We start from the raw sequence: 18360 nt of genomic DNA, 5'->3' as shown, positions 1-18360 counted from the left end.
ACAAATCCGCATGCCTCGTCGGCCGAGGCATGCCGTCGGGATCTCAATTCTGGGACTGGCACGCAAGAACTTGCATAGCCATCGAACAGGAACGTTTCTGCAAAATGTCGCCCCCGGGGCGGCATGGGGGGCTCAGTGAACGGCACGGTAAGTCAGTTCGGGTTCGGGATGATTACTCCTGTCACGGCATTTCTGATGGCCTGTTTCGGCTCGGCGCTGGGGCTGCGCTGTACCACCAGGTCGCTGCGCCGCACGTACCACCGTGGGCGGTGGCTGGCGCTGGGGTCCATCTCCATCGGAACCGGAATATGGACAATGCACTTCATCGCCATGATCGGCTTCAGTATCCGGGGCGCGTCCATCACCTACGACACGAGGCTGACGTTTCTCAGTCTCGGAGTCGCCGTGGCTGTGGTGGCGGTCGGCGTATTCACCGTCGGCTACCGGGGCGTCTCGCGCTCCACACTCGCGGCGGCGGGGATTTTCACCGGTGTCGGTGTCGCGGCCATGCACTACCTCGGGATGAGCAGTATGCATGTGGACGGAGATTTCTCTTTCGACCCGGTGACTGTCGCCGTATCCGTGATCATCGCGATCGTGGCGGCCACGGCGGCGCTGTGGGCCGCCGTGTCGCTGCACGCTTTGTGGACCTCCGTCGCCGCGAGTGCCGTCATGGGGCTCGCGGTAACCGGAATGCACTACACCGGAATGGCCGCGGTGTCCGTCCACCTCAACGAGCACGGGTCCGCTGTGTCGTCCGACCCCTCGGTGGCCCTTTTCACCTTCCTGCTGCCGGTCGTCGCGGGACCGGTCGCCGTCCTCATCATCGCCGCGAGCATCGTGATGTTCGACCCCGACATGCTGGTCGGCCAGAACGACGACAGCCACGATCGACCGGCCGTTCACGCACCGATCCCGGCCGGCCGGCAGCTACCGGCGCACAACAACCGGCACGCGCCATAACCTCACGACGGAGAGGGTCTTGAGGGTCAGCCGCTCAGTCGGGCCAGTCGTTTCGCCGCGGCCGTGTCACCCGCGTCGGCGCGGGCCCGCAACTCCGTGAGGGCGGCCTCGTCGCCCCGCTGAGCCAGCAGTTCGGCCAACTCCTCCGCCTCCATGAAGGCCCAGTCCTCGGGATCGTCCTCGCACTCCAGACGGTCCAGGGCATCCAGCGTGTCCAGGTACTCCGCCTGGAGACCGGCCGGGTTCTGCCACACGACGTCCGAGAACTGCCACACGCGCACGGCGCCCGCCAAGTCGCCGTCCCCGGCGAACAGTTCGGCCAGCCGCTTCGTGGTGGGCGAGTCGTCACCATAGGTTCGGGCCCACAGTCTCAGGGCGCCTTCCAGATCACCGGCCTTGGCCAGCAACTCTCCCAACCGTCCTGCCGCGTTCCGGTCTCCGGCCTCGGCCCGAGCCCGCAGTTCCGCGGTCTGATCCTGGGTCGGCCCATCACCGCCTGATCGAATGTCCGCCACCGGTCACACCTCCACCCCATCCTCATTCGCGAGCCAAAGGAGCGCCTGCGAGAGCGCAGCCGTTCTCATGAGCGTAGACACCCTTCGGCGCCAGGACGAGCCTCCGGACGGAACGTCAATGCCCTTGGCAACACTGCCGAGTTGGCCACCCGTACGAGTGGCACCTGGCAGCATCCGCAACCCCGCGGCCCACACAGGTGTCGTACCCCTCGCATCCACACCTGAGCCTCTGGGGGACCCGTGAACACCCGTACCGCCGTCGCACTCGGCTGCACCGCACTCCTCGCGCTCTCGGCATGCGCGGCCGAGGACACCGGCACCCGGACGCAGGCACCGGCGACCAGCCAGGAAAGCGCCCCTGTCCAGGAGGCCGCGCCCGCCCCCAGCGCCCCCGTCGCCGCCACGCCGAGGGCCGACGAGGAGACCCTCGGCGCGGAACCGGAGACCGCGACGCTCCCCGACATGACGGGCAAGGTCCTCCAGACCGCACAGGACGAGGCCCAGGCCCTCGGCTTTTACGGCCTCACCTCGTCCGATGCCACCGGCGCGGGCCGGTTCCAGGTACTCGACCGCAACTGGCGGGTCTGCTCCCAGACCCCGGAGCCGGGCGTGCACCCCGTCGAGACGACCATCGACTTCGCCACGGTCAAACTGACCGAGTCCTGCTGAGCAGTGAGATGCAAGGTCACCTCGGGGCACCGAGTCCAGGATCTCCGCTCGGATGCCTGAGAGGCCGCCCTCAGAAGGCGTACCTGACGCGCAGCCACGGTGTGTGTTCTGCCAGGAGTTGTCTCAGCCGCGTCAGGGAGCGCTGCTTGGTCTCGAGGTCGTAGCGGACGTTGAGGGCTCCGTTCTGGGAGCGCTTGGTCTCCTGGACGGCGGGTTGCCACAGCACGTCCTCGGCGCGGGGATGCCAGCCCAGGTTGACTTCGTGGAGCTGCTGATTGTGGGTCAGCATGATGATCTCGGCCGCCGCCTGTTCCTTCACCCGGGCGGGCAGGACGTCGTCGAGGTGGGTGAGGAGATCGGCCCAGTCCCGCTGCCACCCCGGGCGCAGTACGACGGGGGAGAGGTTGAAGTGGACCTCGTACCCGGCGTCGAGGAAGTCGGCGGCCGCCGCGATCCGCTCGCCGACCGGGCTGGTGCGGATGTCCAGCAGCCGGGCGTCGGCCTCAGGCATGACGGAGAAGCGCACTCGGGTTCGCCCCCGCGGGTCGAGCGCGAGCAGGTCGGGATTGACGAACTTGGTCGCGAAGGAGGCCTTCGCTGTCGGGAGGCCGCGGAACGCCGCGATGAGATCCGCCGTGTTGTCGCAGACCAGGGCGTCGACGGAGCAGTCGCCGTTCTCGCCGATGTCGTAGACCCATGCCGTCGGATCACACTGGTTGGGTTCGGTCTTGGGACCCTGGGCCCGTACGTGACGCCGGACATGGGCCACGATCGCTTCGATGTTGGTGAACAGCGTGATGGGGTTGGCGTAGCCCTTGCGGCGGGGGACGTAGCAGTAGGCGCAGGCCATCGCGCAGCCGTTGGAGGGGCCCGGGGCGATCCAGTCGGCCGACCTGCCGTTGGGGCGCGTCGTGAGCGTGTGCTTGACCCCCAGGACGAGCGTCTCGGTCTTGACGCGGACCCACCGGGCGATGTTGCCGTCGTTGCCGTGGAGGGAGGGGATGCGCCAGTGGCTGGCGACCTCGGTCACGCGCACGCCCGGCAGCCGGGCCATGATCTCCTGCCCGCGCGGGGAGTCGAGGGCCGCCGGCTCCGCGTAGACCTCCCGCACGTCGAGCATCCGACGTGCCTGTGGGCTGTCCCGGAACGCTCCGCCCGGGACGTGCGCCGGTGCGGTGTCCGACCACTCGAAGAGCGCCTGCTGCTCGGGCTCTCCCGGGGCAGATCCTCCCGCCGCCTCGTCCACGCGCCGTTCCTTGTCCTCACCGCGGGGCTGGGTCCCCGCCGTCGTCGTTGTCAGAAGGAGTCAGTGCTGACTCCGGTGTCGTGACAACAGACTAGGACCGGCACCGGTGAAGTCATCCGACATCCAGGTGGGAGTCGGACAGGTCCCGACGCTCGCCGTTCGGTGCCCACGGGCACCGGAGAGTGGGAGCGAAGGCGGGGTCTGGGATGCTGGCGCGGTGACGACCACACCGCGGATACCCGAGCCCGTCACCCCGGACCCGCCGATGGTCCTGAAGTGGCCATTGCTCACGCAGCAGTGGCTGGACCTCGCCTTCGTCCACTGGGCGGTCGACCCGGGTGACGTCGCCGGCCTGCTGCCGGACGGCACGGTCCCCGACACGCTCGACGGGGTGAGCTACGTGGGCCTGGTCGCCTTCCGGATGCACCGGGTGGGCTGGCTGGGGTCGCCGGGGGTGCCGTATCTGGGGACGTTCCCGGAGACGAACGTGCGCCTGTACTCGGTGGACGCCCATGGTCGGCGCGGCGTGGTCTTCCGGTCGATGGACGCCTCCAGGCTCGTGCCCGTACTGATGGGACGGGCCGGCTTCCGATTGCCGTACGTGTGGTCCCGGATGGCCGTCCGTACCGACGGCGACCTCGTCAGCTACACCAGCTCCAGGCGCTGGCCGGGGTCCCGCGGCGCCTACAGCCGTGTCGTCCTGCGCAAAGGTGAACGCCTGGTGGAGCCGACCCGGCTGGAGCACTTCCTCACGGCGCGCTGGGGGATGCACAACGCGTTCCTCGGCGACGTCGGATTCCTTCCCAACCACCATCCGCGCTGGCCACTGCACCGCGCCGAGCTGATCACCTGCGAGGAGAACCTCGTCGCGGCCGCCGGGATACCGGCCCCGCTGGGCGAGCCGGTCAGCGTCCTGTACTCACCGGGCGTACCGGTCCGGCTGGGCCGCCCCGCCCGGCCTGGCGGCATCCCGACCCCCTGAACCTCGGCGGAAGGTGCGGCTGAGCCGGACCGGTCAGGATTCGAGAAGCGCCGGTCAGCGTGCCGGAGCTAGCGTGAATGCCATGGCCGGCGAAGCCTGACCATCCCGCCGGGTCGACGCGACCCACGGCTTCAGGAGAGACCATGACCAGTTCTTCCACGCAGGGGATCAAGACCGTGCTGCACCCCGTGTCCGACCTCGGAAAGGCCAAGGCGGTGTACGCCGCCCTGCTCGGTGTCGAGCCGACGGCCGACGAGTCGTACTACGTCGGGTTCGACACCGGGGGCCAGCACATCGGGCTGGTGCCGAAGGGCGGACCGCAGGACATGACCTCACCCGTGGCCTACTGGCACGTGCCGGACATCGAGGCGAAGCTCGCCGAGGTCACGGCCGCGGGTGCCACCGTGAAGGAGGCCGCGCACGACGTCGGTGGCGGCCGCCTGGTGGCCTCCGTCGTCGACCTCGACGGGAACGTCCTCGGGCTGCTCCAGGACCAGTGAGCGTCGGCTCCGCTCACGTGTCCGTCCGGTGTCGTCGTGGCGCCGGGTCTCGGGGCGGCGTGATGCGTACACTCGTTCGACCTGGGTGGGTCGGTGCGGGTGCGGGTGCGGGTGCCGGTGTCTGCCTTGACCGGCGCGGCGGCGCCCCCTCCGCCAACCGCAACGCCGACGACGCCACTGATCGAATGGGCGGCGGACCATTGCCGCGACCGCACCCATAAATGTAGAACCAGACGTACCTCTCGAACCCGATCAGGCAGATGATCAGGCCGTCGGCCGGACAGCCGGACAGCCAGCCGGTCAGGTGATCGGCCGGACAGCCGGACAGCCAGCCGGTCAGGTGATCGGCCGGACAGCCGGTCAGGCACGAGCCAGGCGACGCCGACGGGGACCGCGCAGGCGGCCCGCCCGACAGATGGAGACACGACGAACCATGGCCACGAGGACGGACGCGCAGTCGCCTGCGCAGCACACCGCTGCCGACAGCCACGACCTGATCCGCGTGCACGGCGCGCGCGAGAACAATCTCAAGGACGTCAGCATCGAGATCCCGAAGCGCAGGCTGACGGTGTTCACCGGTGTCTCCGGCTCGGGCAAGAGCTCGCTGGTCTTCAACACGATCGCGGCGGAGTCGCAGCGGCTGATCAACGAGACGTACAGCACGTTCGTGCAGGGGTTCATGCCGACACTCGCGCGGCCCGAGGTCGACGTCCTCGACGGGCTGACGACCGTGATCACCGTCGACCAGCAGCGGATGGGCGCCGACCCCCGCTCCACCGTGGGCACCGCCACCGACGCCAACGCGATGCTGCGCATCCTCTTCAGCCGGCTCGGCGAGCCGAGCATCGGTCCCCCCAGCGCGTACTCCTTCAACACGGCCTCGGTCCGGGCGAGCGGCGCGATCACCGTCGAGCGCGGCAACAAGACCAAGGCGCAGAAGGCGACCTTCCAGCGCACCGGCGGCATGTGCACGCGCTGCGAGGGCCGCGGTTCGGTCTCCGACATCGACCTCACCCAGCTCTACGACGACTCCAAGTCGCTGGCCGAGGGCGCGTTCACCATCCCCGGCTGGAAGTCGGACAGCCAGTGGACCGTGCAGGTGTACGCCCAGTCCGGCTTCGTCGACCCGGACAAGCCGATCCGCGAGTACACCAAGAAGGAGCTTCAGGACTTCCTCTACGGGGAGCCGGTCAAGGTCAAGGTCAACGGCGTCAACCTCACCTACGAGGGACTGATCCCGAAGATCCAGAAGTCGTTCTTGTCCAAGGACAAGGAGGCGCTGCAGCCGCACATCAGGGCGTTCGTGGAGCGGGCGGTCACCTTCACCACCTGCCCCGACTGCGAGGGGACGCGGCTCAGCGAGGGGGCGCGCTCCTCGAAGATCAAGCGGATCTCCATCGCCGACGCCTGCGCGATGGAGATCAGGGACCTGGCCGAATGGGTCCGCGGACTCAGGGAGCCCTCGGTGGCGCCGCTGCTCACCGCGCTCCAGCAGACCCTCGACTCGTTCGTGGAGATCGGCCTCGGCTACCTCGCGCTCGACCGGCCCTCGGGCACGCTGTCGGGCGGTGAGGCGCAGCGCGTCAAGATGATCCGGCACCTCGGTTCCGCGCTCACCGACATCACCTACGTCTTCGACGAGCCCACCATCGGGCTCCACCCGCACGACATCCAGCGGATGAACGACCTGCTGCTGCGGCTCCGGGACAAGGGCAACACGGTGCTCGTCGTCGAGCACAAGCCGGAGACCATCGTGATCGCCGACCACGTTGTCGACCTGGGCCCCGGCGCCGGCACGGCGGGCGGCACCGTCTGCTTCGAGGGCACCGTGGAGGGGCTGCGGACCGGCGGCACCATCACCGGCCGCCATTTCGACGACCGGGCCGCCGTCAAGGAGGACGTACGCAAGCCCACCGGGGTCCTGGAGATCCGGGGCGCGTCGACGCACAACCTCAAGAGCGTCGATGTCGATGTCCCGCTCGGAGTGCTGACGGTCGTCACGGGCGTGGCCGGATCCGGCAAGAGCTCGCTGGTGCACGGGTCTATCCCGGCCGGGGAGAACGTGGTGTCGGTCGACCAGGGGGCGATCCGCGGCTCCCGGCGGAGCAACCCGGCCACGTACACCGGGCTGCTCGAACCGATCCGCAAGGCGTTCGCCAAGGCCAACGGCGTCAAGCCGGCCCTGTTCAGCGCGAACTCCGAGGGCGCGTGCCCCACCTGCAACGGCGCCGGAGTGATCTACACCGACCTGGCGATCATGGCCGGCGTGGCCACCACCTGCGAGGACTGCGAGGGGAAGCGGTTCGACGCCTCGGTCCTCGAATACCACCTCGGCGGCAAGGACATCAGCGAAGTGCTGGCGATGTCGGTCACCGAGGCGGAGGAGTTCTTCGGCACCGGTGACGCGCGCACCCCGGCCGCGCACACCATCCTCGGCCGGCTCGCCGACGTCGGGCTCGGCTACCTCAGCCTCGGGCAGCCCCTCACCACGCTTTCCGGCGGCGAGCGGCAGCGGCTCAAGCTGGCGACCCACATGGCGGAGAAGGGCGGCATCTACGTCCTGGACGAACCGACGGCGGGGCTCCACCTCGCCGACGTCGAGCAACTCCTCGGCCTGCTCGACCGGCTCGTCGACTCCGGCAAGTCGGTCATCGTCGTCGAGCACCACCAGGCGGTCATGGCGCACGCCGACTGGATCATCGACCTCGGCCCGGGAGCGGGTCACGACGGCGGCGAGATCGTCTTCGAGGGCACCCCGGCCGACCTCGTCGCCGCCCGCTCCACGCTCACCGGCGAGCACCTCGCGGCGTACGTCGGCTCCTGACCCGTCCCGCGTACGGAGCGGTTGTTAGCCTTGGCTGTGATCGGTTACCCCCTTCCCGGCCAAGGCTCGGCATGAGCGACCTCGATACCTTCCCGCTCGGCGCCGCGACCTCGCTGGCCGAGCTCGCGCAGGACCCGCATCGGCGACTGGCGCTGCTTCGTGAGCACGAACCCGTCTCCTGGCTGCCCGAGTTGGACGGCTGGCTGGTGACCCGCCGCGATCTCGCGCTCGGCGTGATGCGGGACGCCGCGACGTTCACCGTCGACGACCCCCGGTTCTCCACCGCCCAGGTCGTCGGCCCGAGCATGCTCTCCCTGGACGGCGCCGAACACGCCCGCCACCGTGAGCCCTTCACCGCTCCGTTCCGCCCCCGGGAGGTGCGTGAGGGCTTCGCCACGTTCATCGAGCGGGAGACGGACCGGCTCATCGCCGCGCTGGAACCGGCGGGCGCCGTCGAACTGCGGCGCGCCTTCGCGGGCCCGCTCGCGGTCGCCGTCGTGACCGAGGCGCTCGGGCTGGTCGGCACGACGCCGGTCACGGTCCTCGCCTGGTACGACTCGATCGTGCGCGCGGTCTCGGACATCACCGCGGGACACGAGGCGGGATCCGCCGGCGCCGCCGCGTACGCGGAACTGCGCGCGGCCGTGGAGGTCACCGTCGCGGAACGGGGTACGTCGTCGCTCCTCGGCTCGGCCGCCGGGCTACTGGCGGTGCCCGAGGTGGCGTCCAATGCCGCGGTGCTGATGTTCGGCGGCATCGAGACGACCGAGGCGATGATCACCAACGCGCTGCTGCATCTGCTGCCGCGCCCGGACCAACTCGCACTGGTCAGAGCCGACTTCGATCTGTTGGACGGCGCGATAGAGGAGTCCCTGCGTCTGGAGCCCGGGGCGGCGGTCGTGGACCGCTATGCCACCCGTGACACCGTGCTCGGCCCGGCCACGATCCGCCGCGGTGATCTGGTGACCGTCTCCCTGACGGGCGCCAACCGCGACCCCGCGGTCTTCCCCGACCCCGACCGCTTCGACGTCCGCCGCGAGAACGCCCGCCTCCAACTGGCCTTCGCACACGGCCCGCACTACTGCCTGGCCGCGCACCTCGCCCGCCTGGAGACCCGCATCGCCCTCCAGCGTCTGCTGGAACGGCTCCCGGGCCTGCGTCTGGACCCTGACCGTCCCACCGCTCCGCACGGGCTGGTCTTCCGCAAGCCCGCCGCGCTGCACGTGCTCTGGGACCGCTGAGGGGTTCGATCTCCCGGGCCCGCTTTTGGTCCCGGGAGCCGGTTCAGGCGGCCCCGGCCCGACGGGTTCGCCGCCTGCGTGCGGGCCCGGCCGGTTCCGCGATGTCGAGCGGGTACGGGTCCGAACCGGTCACCGTTCCCGGATGACCCACGGTGCCGAGGCCGAGGAGCACATGACGCCGGGCGACCTCCTCGGCGGTGAGCGGGCCGTCCGCCCGGAACCAGTTGGCGACGCCCTGACACATGATCAGGACCGCCCGGACGGCATCGGCGGGCAGCGGGGTGGTGAACACCCCCTGCGCGATGCCCGACTTCACGGTGTCGAGGAGCATGTGCTCCAGGTAGTCGCGCAGGGCCACGTAGCGTGCGCGGTTGCCGGGGTCCAGGCTGCGGATTTCGGTGTCCAGGAACGCGAGTCCCTTGCGGTGGGTCATGTACAGCACGATCGACTCGACCATGGCGCAGTAGCGCGGCAGCGGATCGTCGCCCGCCTCGGCGGCCGCGGCCCGGCAGCGGTCGAGGACGTCCTTCATGGACGTCTCCAGCAGGGTCGCGAGGAGCGCCTGCTTGTTCTCGTAGTGGTAGTAGAGGGCGGGCACCGTCACGCCCACCCGGCCCGCGATGTCCCGCACCGAAGTTCCGTGGTAGCCGTGCTCGTTGAACGCCTCGACGGTGTGCATCAGGATCGGGTGCAGGTCGAGCGGCCCGTACACGCGCCAGCTCCCGGCGGAAGCGGTCTCCTGGGGCGGCTGCGTGCTCAACAGGGCTCCTCCGATGCGTGGTCGGCGAGGTGCATTGTATGTCCGCCGATCCACCTGACTGTCGGGTGCCGAGTCGAGTCCGATCCGCAGGGCCCCGGCATCCGTGATGCCGGTTCGCCGCGATCGTCGGCGTAAGTGGTGCCGCTGGGGCGGGAGTTGAGCCCTGTTGTCAGAGGGAGCCGCTAGCGTCTGGGACGACCGCCCGGCCGCTCGACCGCTGACGGTCCGCGCAACGACCCTGAGGAGAACCGCAGATGGACCCTGTTCTTGTCGATTTCGCCACTCGTCCCGCCGAGTTGGCGAACGCCGTCGTCCGCCATCACCGCTGCGTGATCGACTCCTCGTACGTCGTGGTGGCGTCCGGCGGCCATCTCAAGGTCGACTTCGCGGTGGAGGGCGGGAAGGACATCGCGGAGACCGTGCTGAGCGTCACGGTGCTCGGCGCGGCTGTCCCCATGGACGTCACGCTGAACGACGAGATGGTGTTGGACGGGCTCTCGCTGTCCGACGACGAGGATCCGGGCGGTGTGCGGGAGTACCTGGTGAGCGTGCCCGGCAAGATCCTTCAGCAGGGCGTGAACGTCCTTCGCATACGCAATACCGCCGACGCCGACGCCGATGACAGTCTGCTCCGGGTGCGCGCGATCACGGTGAACCCCGCCGAGGACGCCGGTCGCGCGGAGCGGGACCTCAGGGTGAGGACGGGCGGACGGTCCGTCTGGACCTTCGCCACCGAGCGGCGCACCCTCGACGCGCCCACCTGGCAGCCGGGGCCGCGCCTGCTGTTCCACCTCGACCGGGGGGAAGGGGAATCCGCCGCACGACTGTCGTGGCGTGGGACCGACGGCGCGGAGTCGGCCATCGCGTTCCGCAGCGATCTGTCCGGCTTCCACGGCCACTTCCGGGCCGCCGACGGCGTCATCGGTGAACTGCGGGGCACGTTCACCGAGCGCCGCGCGGTCGCGGACGCCGCCGCCGACGACCTCGGGAGGTACTTCGCCACCGAGGAGGAGCGCGACGGTGTGTGGCGTCCCGTCGGCCGACTGCGGCTGCTGCTCGACGACGGCGGCGCGCCGGTGGAGCGCGTGACGTGGAGCGACCGCAAGGGCGACGCGACCTCGCTCACCCTGCGGACCGCCGTCACCGGGATCTCCGGCCCGTCGGCGACCGGCGAGCGACGCGACGTCACCGGCAAGGTGTCCAGGGTGGAGGCCAGCGAGGAGTTCGACGACTGGGGCGAGGTCGCGGCCAATCTCCTGCACAAGGCGAGCAGCAAGTGGCTGGCCCACGAGGACTCCGCCGACCTGGAGTTCACTTTCGACAGCCCTGTCACCGTCAACGCCTACAGCTTGACCTCCGCCAACGACTGCCCGGACCGCGACCCGTCGGACTGGCTGCTGGAGGGCTCCCACGACGGCAGGTCCTGGGCACGACTGGACACGCGGGAGAACGAGCGGTTCGGCGGGCGCTTCGACACCAGGGAGTTCCCGTTTCCCAACACCGTGGGCTACCGCCACTATCGCCTGCGCATCACCGCCAACTCCGGTGGTACCGAGACCCAGTTGTCCCGAGTGCAGTTCTTCGACGTCGACGGCGGCGACACACCCCCGCAGCCCGGCGTCTCCGACTTCGTCGGCTATCTGCACCTCGTCGGCACGGAACCCGTGGGGTATCGAGGCACGAGCGTCCCCGCTCCCGTATCCGTTGAGGAGGACGGCACGGGCGCGGAGCAACTGCTCGCCGGCGACTTCTCCGATACCGCCCGGAGCCTCCAGGACGCCGCCCACCTGCTCGACCGGCTGACCCAGTACCTGCGCCCCTGACCTCGGCGCCGGACGACCCATCTCCTGTGCCCCGTCGCGCGAAATGACCATGGCGACGGGGGACGGGCGACGGGGGACGGGCGATGGCGACGGGCAGGGGAGGCAGTGACGGTGACGGTCAAGGGATCACCCGCAGCAGTGGTCCTCGGCCGCCGCCGTGGGAACCGGCGCGTGGCAGGAGACGGGCGCCGGTACGTCCAGGGCCGGATTGCGGTCGAAGAACCCGTCGGGCTCCAGCCGCAGCCGCGCCCTGGCCACCGGCATCACCGGCCACTCCTCGGGGCGGGGGAAGTGGTGCGAGCCGACCGTCGCCCACAGCACCAGTTCGGTACCGTCCAACGACCGGTTCTCCTCCTGCCACTTGTGTACGCCGTCCGCGCCGGGCTCGGCCTGGTCGGGGTACTCGCCGGCCGCGCTCCGCGGCGATGCTCTTGAGCCGGCGGATGGTTCCACCGTCCGCGCGGGATCGACCCCGATGGACGCGCCGATGGCCCGCTCGTGCTCGATGTTCTCGGTCAGGTCGGCCGCGTCTAAGGCGAACACGAACCCGCCGCCGTCCGCGAGGTCCACCACGAAACTCTGGTGTCCCGGGGTGTGCCCCGCGGTCAGTACGGCGGTCACCCCGGGGGCGATCTCCCTGTCACCGTCGGCCTGTTGCCAGTCGAGACGGGGATCGTCGAAGTCGACCCGGAAGATCGAGTTGCGCTCCACCTCCGGCTGCCCGGAGAGCCCGTACGCCAACTCCGCGCGCCGCACGTGCACGGGCACCCGGCCCGCGAAGTGCTTCAGTCCGCCCGCGTGATCGGCGTGCAGGTGGCTGACGGCCACCGCGTGGATCGCGTCCAGCGGGATGCTGGCCGCGTCGAGGGCTTCCTCCAGCGGCTCGCCCGGCCCTGGCAGAACGGGCTGGTACGCGGGGGAGCCGTAGAAGCGGCGGCGCAGGGCGGGGTCCCGGATCAGCGCCGTGTCAAGAGGGGTCCGGGTGGGGTCGCTGCATGGGCCTGTGCTCCTTGGCGAGAGGGGGGACCGAGTACGGGAGGACTCGTCCTTCAGGATCCACAATCTAGGCATATGGATCCCAAAGTGGGTGGCCGCCAGGCAAAACGTGCTTCCCGGTCGCGACTCCGCGAACGATTCCGCGAACGCCTCCGTGCCCGCCGGGGGAGCGGCGGGCACAGAAGCGGGCGGCGCGGAGGCGCCCGTCTCAGCCCTGGCCGGTCACGTCGGCGATCCTCCACCGTTGGTTGGACCCGGAGTTGGGGGTCCATGTCGTGACGGCGGATCCGTCGGCGGTGGCCTGACCGCCCACCTCCAGGACCCCGCCGGTCGCGGCGTTGACCAGGGTCCAGGTGCCGTCACCGGTGGTCGACCCGATCCACTGGACGGCCCTGTCACGCCGGCCGGTGTCCGCTTCCAGTACCGGGGAGCCGTCCCGGACGGCCAGACGCCTGCCCTCCGCCGGGCTGGTGACCAGGTAACGCTGCCGGTTGCCGGTGCCGTCGCCGGTCGGACGAAGCTGCCAGCGCCGGCCGGCGCCGGTCGTGTCGGCTGCCGCGGTCCTGATGACGAGCCTGGTGCCGTCGTCCGCCACGGTGAGGGCCTTGCCGCTCTGTACGCCGGTCAGTTCGTAGGTGTGGCCCTTCTTCAGGAGCGCGGCGTCCTTCGCCACGCCCGACACGCCCTTGACGAGGAAGGACGTCACGGACTGGGCGGGCACGGTGAGGGTGGCCTGCCGTCCGTCGACGGCGACGGGTGCCTGTCGTTCGAGCTTGCCGTCGGCGCTCGTCACGACGGGCGTCACGGTCGCGTTGCGGGCGACGTGCCCGAACTTGGACAGGTCGATGGTGACCGCGCGGGCCTCGGTGGCGCTGTTGACGTGGACGACCGTCGCCGCGTCGCCCTTCTTGGCCACGGCGGCGGCACTCGACGTGTCGTCGGTCCCGATCAGCCGGTCACCGGGCTTGATGTAGTGCGTGAAGTTGCGGGCGGTGTCGAACTTCGTGTTCGTGTACACCGGGCAGGTGGCCAGGGTGTCCGCGGAGGTGCAGCTGAAGGGGAGCTGGATGCTTCCCCAGTTGCCGCCCTTGGCGGACTCACCGCCGGGCTTCATGTTGTCGTAGTCCTCGACCGGCTGCCAGAACACCCAGGCGCTGGGCTCCAGTTCGCGCAGGTCGTCGACCATCTGCTGGGCGAGCCCGAGGCCGGGCCGCATGTCGGTGAAGCTCTGGCCGTCGCCCCAGTCGCCCTCCACCTCGCTCATCCACAGCGGCTTGTCGGCCGCCTTCGCCAGGTCGCGCGCGCTGGTGCGGCCGCCCGTTCCGTAGGTGTGGACGTTCAACTGGCTGACCAGGTCGCGCACTTCCTGCGGGTAGGTGTTCCAGTTCCGTGCGAAGAGGCTGGGGTTGGTCTCGTCCATCGCGGAGATCTCGGTGCCGGTCCTCGAACTCTTCAGGGCGGGGGCCAGGGCGTCGATCACCTTCTGCTGGAGTTCGGGGCCGATGTGCGCCCCTTCCTGACGGCCGCCCACAGGCTGGCCGTCGGCGCCCAACCGCGTGCTCCAGTAACCCGTGTTGGGCTCGTTGAACGGGTCGAGGGTGTCGACCTTGATGCCGTGCGCCTTCTCCAGCCGCTTGGTCGCGCCCGCCAGATAGGCGGCGAAGTCGTCGACGGAGTCGGCCTTGAGCTGGTCGGCATTGGCGTCGAACCCACCCGACACGTAACCGCTGTTGGTCATGAACCAGGGCGGTGAGTTGCTGAACGTCTCCCAGTGGGTGATGTCCTTCTTGATCCGGTCCACCCACCAGCGCTGCGTGGCGTCGGCCTTCGGGTTCCAGTCGGCCGCGTCTTCGGCGCTCCACCAGTCGGTGTCCTCGCGGGTGGTGCCCGCGGGGGCCTTCCACCAGCCCTCGACCGCCCCGCCGGCGCGCAGGTAGTCCGGGACGTCGGGGGCGTTGCCGCCGCCTATGTTGTAGCGGGCGAGGTTGAGGGCGAGACCGTCGTCACCGAACAGGAGTTGGGCCAGTTTCTCCCGGATCTCCTTCGGGTAGTCGCCGGTCGCGTTGGCGAACCACACCAGGCTGGTGCCCCAGCCCTCGAAACTGTCCGCCTTGTACGAGGGATCCGGCCGGACGGTGACGGCGGCGGCCGTCACCGTCTCCGCACTTGTCGGTGGAGCGGTGACCAGGGCTGCCCCGGTGGCCAGGGCGGTGACTCCGATGGTTCCCAGAAGCCGTCTTGTGCGGGTACGCCGTGCCAAGGTGTGCTCCCAACTCGTAGGTGGTCGCTTCGCTTCAACGGACCGCCGTACCCCGCGAACAGGGCACGGCGGTGTGCCCCTCGGATCAGGGGGTCAGTGGGCGGGCTGTCGCAGTACGACGACCTCCCGCGGCGGCAGGACGAGTTCGCCGTCGGCGTCCGCCGGGCCGACCAGGACGTCCCCGGCGAGGCCGGGCACCGGCACCGGCTCGTCGGTCCGGTTGACCAGGAAGAGGAAACGGCTGTCGCCGTCGCGCCGTACGACCAGCTCGACCCGGCCCCGCGCCGAGTCGGGCAGTTCGCTGGCTATGCCGGCGTGGCTGAGCAGTTCCGGCAGCAGACCGGTGAGGCCGTCCGTCCCCAGCCGGGTGGAGACGTACGCGGCCGAACCGCCGCCCACCGTACGGCGGGTGATCGCCGGCCGGCCGGCGTAGGTGCCCCCGCTGTAGTGGGCCAGCACCTGCGTGTCCGGGTCGGTGACGCTGATCCGGTCGGTCCACAGGGTGCCCGTGGCGCCGTTGTCGAGGCCGGCGCTCTCGCCGGCGAGCAGCGGGCCGAACTCCTCGACCCGGATGCCGAGCAACTCGCGCAGGGCTCCCGGGTAACCGCCCAGCCAGACGTGGTCGTTCTCGTCGACGACACCGGAGAAGTACGTGGTGACCAGGTGGCCGCCGTGCTCGACGTACCGCGTGAGCTCCTTGGACAGGGCCGCGGGGACCATGTGCAGCACGGGGGTGATCAGGAGTTCGTAGCGGGCGAGGTCGGACTGCGCGGTGACGATGTCGGCGCGGATGCCGAGGGCGAGGAGGGCGGAGTACCAGTCGAGGCCCTCCGCGCGGTAGTCGAGGAGGGCGGTGGGGTGCGAGTCCTGCTCGCTCGCCCACCACGACTCCCAGTCGAAGACGATTCCGACGCGGGCGGGCTCGCGCTCGGTCCCGGCGACCGGGGCCAGCGTCCGCAGGGTCTGCCCGAGGCCGGTCACCGCGCGGAAGACCTCGCTGTCCGGACCGGCGTGCGGGACCATCGCCGAGTGGTACTTCTCGGCGCCGGCCGCCGACTGGCGCCACTGGAAGAAGCAGACGGCGTCCGCGCCGTGCGCGACGTGCAGCAGCGAGTCACGGGCCAGTTCGCCCGGCCGCTTCGCGACGTTGACGGGCTGCCAGTTGACGGCGCTGGTGGAGTGCTCCATGAGGAACCACGGGCGGCCGCCGGAGATCCCGCTGACCAGGTTGGCCGAGAAGGACAGTTCGTCCCTGGCCTGCGGACCGGGCACGACGTAGTGGTCGTTGGAGACGAAGTCGATCTCGCCCGCCCAGTCCGCGTAGTTCATCCCCTTGGTGCCGCCCATCACCATGAAGTTGGTGGTGACCGGTACCGCGGGCGTGAGTTCGCGCAACAGGTCCCGCTCGGCGCGCAGATACTCCTTCAGCGCGTCGGAGGAGAACCGCTTGAAGTCGAGCTGCTGCGTGGGGTTCGGGTGGGAGGCCGCGAGCCGGGGCGGCAGGATCTGGTCCCAGTCGCTGTACTTCTGGGACCAGAACGCCGTGCCCCAGGCGTGGTTGAGCCCGTCGAGCGTGCTGTAGCGGGCGCGCAGCCAGTCGCGGAAGGCACGGGCCGCGTCGTCGGAGTGGTCGTACACGTTGTGGCAGCCCAGCTCGTTGGAGACGTGCCAGGCGACCAGCGCGGGGTGGTTCGCGTACCGCTCGGCCATCTTCCGTACCAGGTGCAGCGCGTGGTCGCGGAAGACGGGCGAGGTCGGTCGCCAGTGCTGCCGCGCTCCCGGCCACAGCGTCTCACCGGCGGCGGTCACCGGAAGGATCTCCGGGTGCGCCGTGGTGAGCCAGGGCGGCGGGGAGGCGGTGGCGGTGGCCAGGTCGACCCCGATGCCGCCCGCGTGCAACAGATCCATGATCTCGTCGAGCCAGGAGAAGTCCCACTCGTCCCGGGCCGGCTGGATGCGGGCCCAGGAGAAGATCCCCACGGAGACGATGTTGACGCCGGCCTCGCGCATCAGCCGTACGTCTTCCTCCCACACCTCGCGCGGCCACTGCTCGGGGTTGTAGTCGGCGCCGTACACGAGGCGTGGGGTGGGGTCACCGTCCGGCCCGTGCAGCTGGGACAGGAGGGTGGAGATCATGGTGGTCCTTCCGGTGAGTCGCACGGGGCGGCGGGGTTGGGTACGGCTCGGCTACTCGACGGTGAAGCCCTGTTCCTTGCCGTACTTGACGGAGGCGTCCTGCCAGGACTTCAGGCCCTCGGAGAGCGAGGTGCCCGAGACGTAGGCCTTGCCGACGGTGTCGTTGAAGATCGAGTTGGCGTACTGCTGGAAGGGCAGGTACGACCAGTCGTCGGCGACCTCGGCCGCGGAGGCGGCGAAGATCTCGTTGGCCTTCTGGCCGCCGAAGTACTCGAACTCCTTGTTCTGGAACGAGGAGGCCTGGAGCTCTGCCTTGGTCGCGGGGAAGGCGCCCTCGTCGATGCGGGTCTTGACGCCGTCACCGGAGTTCGCGTACTCGACGAAGGCGTAGGCGAGTTCCTTGTTCTTGCCGAGCGTGGGCAGCGTCAGGGAGCTGCCGCCGTTCTCCGCGCTCGCCTTGTCGCCCTTGGTCCACTGCGGCATCGGGGCCGCCCGCCAGTCACCGGAGGCGTTCGGCACGCCGGAGACGAAGTTGGCGGGCATCCAGGCGCCGGTGGTCAGGGTGGCGATGGTGCCGTCGCCGAGCCCCTTGTACCAGTCGTCGGTCCAGCCGTTGATCGGGGAGACGAGCTTCTCGTCGATCAGCTTCTGCCAGGTGTCGGTGTACTTCTTGGCGCCCGCGTCGTCGAAGTTGACCGACACCTTGGTGCCGTCGACCTTGTAGGGACGCGAACCGGCCTGCCACAGCATGCTGGTGGTGAAGCCGGCGTCACCGGCGTCGTTGGCGATGTATACCTTCGGGTCGGCCTTGTGCAGCTTGCGGGCCGCCTCGACGTACTCGTCCCAGGTGGTCGGGACGGCGATCTTGTACTTGTCGAAGATCTTCTTGTTGTAGAACATCGCCATGGGCCCGGAGTCCATCGGCAGGCCGTATACCTTGTCGCCGTCGTTCACGGCGTTCCACGGACCCGGGGTGTACTTGTCGGCGAGCTTGTCGGCGCCGTAGGGGGCGAGGTCGCTCAGGCCCTTGGTGAGGGAGTACTGCCCCAGCGCGAAGTACTCGACCTGCGCGACGTCGGGAACACCCTTCCCGGCCGAGATGGCGTTCGACAGCGCGGTGTAGTGCTTGTCGCCCGACCGCTCGCTGACCAGGTTGATCTTGACCTTGGGGTACTTCTTCTCGAAGTCGGCGGCGACCGTCTTGAGCGTGGGCTCCCAGGCCCAGACCGTGACCGAGCCGCCCTTCTCCAGGGCCGCCTGGATGTCCGTGGCGGAGACAGGCTTCGAGCCGGAGCTGTCGTCGTCGGAGCCGCCGCAGGCGGTCGCTCCCAGGGCGAGGACGGAGAGGAGGGTGATACCGCGCATCAGGCGGCTTGTCGTTCTGCGCATCGAGATGCTTCCACTTCTTCGTGGGCGGGACAGACGAGGGTTGTAGAGGTGAGGCT

General features: G+C 69.8%; 14 protein-coding genes. 7 read left to right on the top strand and 7 right to left on the bottom strand.

Going from position 1 to position 18360, the window contains the following annotated elements; translation table 11 throughout:
- Window positions 1–135 precede the first annotated feature (135 nt).
- Window positions 136–963, top strand: a complete 828-nt coding sequence (locus ACIP79_RS01505; protein WP_401217740.1) for an MHYT domain-containing protein — start codon at window positions 136–138, stop codon at window positions 961–963.
- A 26-nt stretch (window positions 964–989) separates the two neighbouring features.
- Here the strand turns inward: ACIP79_RS01505 and ACIP79_RS01500 are convergent, their stop codons facing one another.
- A complete protein-coding gene (locus tag ACIP79_RS01500; protein ID WP_401217738.1) occupies window positions 990–1478 on the bottom strand; it encodes a hypothetical protein in 489 nt (162 codons plus the stop codon).
- Window positions 1479–1718: 240 nt separating this feature from the next.
- On the opposite strand from ACIP79_RS01500, the gene ACIP79_RS01495 reads away from it, so the two are divergent.
- Complete coding sequence (locus tag ACIP79_RS01495; protein ID WP_401217735.1) at window positions 1719–2147, top strand: PASTA domain-containing protein; 429 nt, start codon at window positions 1719–1721, stop codon at window positions 2145–2147.
- A 70-nt stretch (window positions 2148–2217) separates the two neighbouring features.
- On the opposite strand, the gene ACIP79_RS01490 is transcribed toward ACIP79_RS01495, so the two are convergent.
- Window positions 2218–3393 (bottom strand): spore photoproduct lyase family protein, encoded by a 1176-nt coding sequence (locus ACIP79_RS01490; protein WP_401217732.1) that lies wholly within the window; start codon window positions 3391–3393, stop codon window positions 2218–2220.
- A gap of 265 nt (window positions 3394–3658) precedes the next feature.
- On the opposite strand from ACIP79_RS01490, the gene ACIP79_RS01485 reads away from it, so the two are divergent.
- From ACIP79_RS01485 to ACIP79_RS01470, 4 genes are all read left to right on the top strand, one after another.
- The gene (locus tag ACIP79_RS01485; RefSeq protein WP_401219174.1) at window positions 3659–4375 is read left to right on the top strand and encodes a YqjF family protein; all 717 of its coding nucleotides are present in this window, start codon (window positions 3659–3661) and stop codon (window positions 4373–4375) included.
- A 143-nt stretch (window positions 4376–4518) separates the two neighbouring features.
- A complete protein-coding gene (locus ACIP79_RS01480; protein WP_383690061.1) occupies window positions 4519–4875 on the top strand; it encodes a VOC family protein in 357 nt (118 codons plus the stop codon).
- 433 nt (window positions 4876–5308) lie between these two features.
- Window positions 5309–7699, top strand: coding sequence for an ATP-binding cassette domain-containing protein (locus ACIP79_RS01475; protein WP_401217728.1), 2391 nt, complete (start codon window positions 5309–5311; stop codon window positions 7697–7699).
- Between the two features lie 71 nt (window positions 7700–7770).
- The gene (locus ACIP79_RS01470) at window positions 7771–8940 is read left to right on the top strand and encodes a cytochrome P450 (RefSeq protein WP_401217725.1); all 1170 of its coding nucleotides are present in this window, start codon (window positions 7771–7773) and stop codon (window positions 8938–8940) included.
- Window positions 8941–8983: 43 nt separating this feature from the next.
- Here ACIP79_RS01470 and ACIP79_RS01465 read toward each other — a convergent pair whose 3' ends face one another.
- The gene (locus tag ACIP79_RS01465) at window positions 8984–9700 is read right to left on the bottom strand and encodes a TetR/AcrR family transcriptional regulator (protein WP_401217722.1); all 717 of its coding nucleotides are present in this window, start codon (window positions 9698–9700) and stop codon (window positions 8984–8986) included.
- 254 nt (window positions 9701–9954) lie between these two features.
- On the opposite strand from ACIP79_RS01465, the gene ACIP79_RS01460 reads away from it, so the two are divergent.
- A complete protein-coding gene (locus ACIP79_RS01460; protein ID WP_401217720.1) occupies window positions 9955–11523 on the top strand; it encodes a discoidin domain-containing protein in 1569 nt (522 codons plus the stop codon).
- A 126-nt stretch (window positions 11524–11649) separates the two neighbouring features.
- Here the strand turns inward: ACIP79_RS01460 and ACIP79_RS01455 are convergent, their stop codons facing one another.
- The 4 genes from ACIP79_RS01455 to ACIP79_RS01440 all read right to left on the bottom strand — a co-directional run bounded on the left by ACIP79_RS01455 (window position 11650) and on the right by ACIP79_RS01440 (window position 18304).
- Window positions 11650–12594, bottom strand: a complete 945-nt coding sequence (locus tag ACIP79_RS01455; protein WP_401217718.1) for an MBL fold metallo-hydrolase — start codon at window positions 12592–12594, stop codon at window positions 11650–11652.
- Window positions 12595–12727: 133 nt separating this feature from the next.
- Window positions 12728–14779 carry a glycoside hydrolase gene (locus ACIP79_RS01450; RefSeq protein ID WP_401217716.1) on the bottom strand — a complete coding sequence of 684 codons (2052 nt, stop codon included), beginning with the start codon at window positions 14777–14779 and terminating at the stop codon, window positions 12728–12730.
- A gap of 93 nt (window positions 14780–14872) precedes the next feature.
- Window positions 14873–16915 (bottom strand): beta-galactosidase, encoded by a 2043-nt coding sequence (locus tag ACIP79_RS01445; protein ID WP_401217713.1) that lies wholly within the window; start codon window positions 16913–16915, stop codon window positions 14873–14875.
- 51 nt (window positions 16916–16966) lie between these two features.
- Window positions 16967–18304, bottom strand: a complete 1338-nt coding sequence (locus ACIP79_RS01440; RefSeq protein WP_383688965.1) for an ABC transporter substrate-binding protein — start codon at window positions 18302–18304, stop codon at window positions 16967–16969.
- Window positions 18305–18360 lie beyond the last annotated feature (56 nt).

Origin of the sequence: Streptomyces sp. NPDC088747 (genome assembly GCF_044751025.1) — a bacterium.
GTDB lineage: Bacteria > Actinomycetota > Actinomycetes > Streptomycetales > Streptomycetaceae > Streptomyces.
Note: the sequence above shows the minus strand (reverse complement) of the source record. Positions and strands in the feature narration are given on the sequence as shown.

Excerpts from the sequence above, each read along its gene's own strand:
- ACIP79_RS01460 (WP_401217720.1), top strand. The coding sequence starts at position 9,955 with ATGGACCCTGTTCTTGTCGATTTCGCCACTCGTCCCGCCGAGTTGGCG.
- ACIP79_RS01440 (WP_383688965.1), bottom strand. The coding sequence starts at position 18,304 with ATGCGCAGAACGACAAGCCGCCTGATGCGCGGTATCACCCTCCTCTCC.
- ACIP79_RS01455 (WP_401217718.1), bottom strand. The coding sequence starts at position 12,594 with ATGCCTAGATTGTGGATCCTGAAGGACGAGTCCTCCCGTACTCGGTCC.
- ACIP79_RS01480 (WP_383690061.1), top strand. The coding sequence starts at position 4,519 with ATGACCAGTTCTTCCACGCAGGGGATCAAGACCGTGCTGCACCCCGTG.
- ACIP79_RS01485 (WP_401219174.1), top strand. The coding sequence starts at position 3,659 with ATGGTCCTGAAGTGGCCATTGCTCACGCAGCAGTGGCTGGACCTCGCC.
- ACIP79_RS01470 (WP_401217725.1), top strand. The coding sequence starts at position 7,771 with ATGAGCGACCTCGATACCTTCCCGCTCGGCGCCGCGACCTCGCTGGCC.
- ACIP79_RS01445 (WP_401217713.1), bottom strand. The coding sequence starts at position 16,915 with ATGATCTCCACCCTCCTGTCCCAGCTGCACGGGCCGGACGGTGACCCC.
- ACIP79_RS01475 (WP_401217728.1), top strand. The coding sequence starts at position 5,309 with ATGGCCACGAGGACGGACGCGCAGTCGCCTGCGCAGCACACCGCTGCC.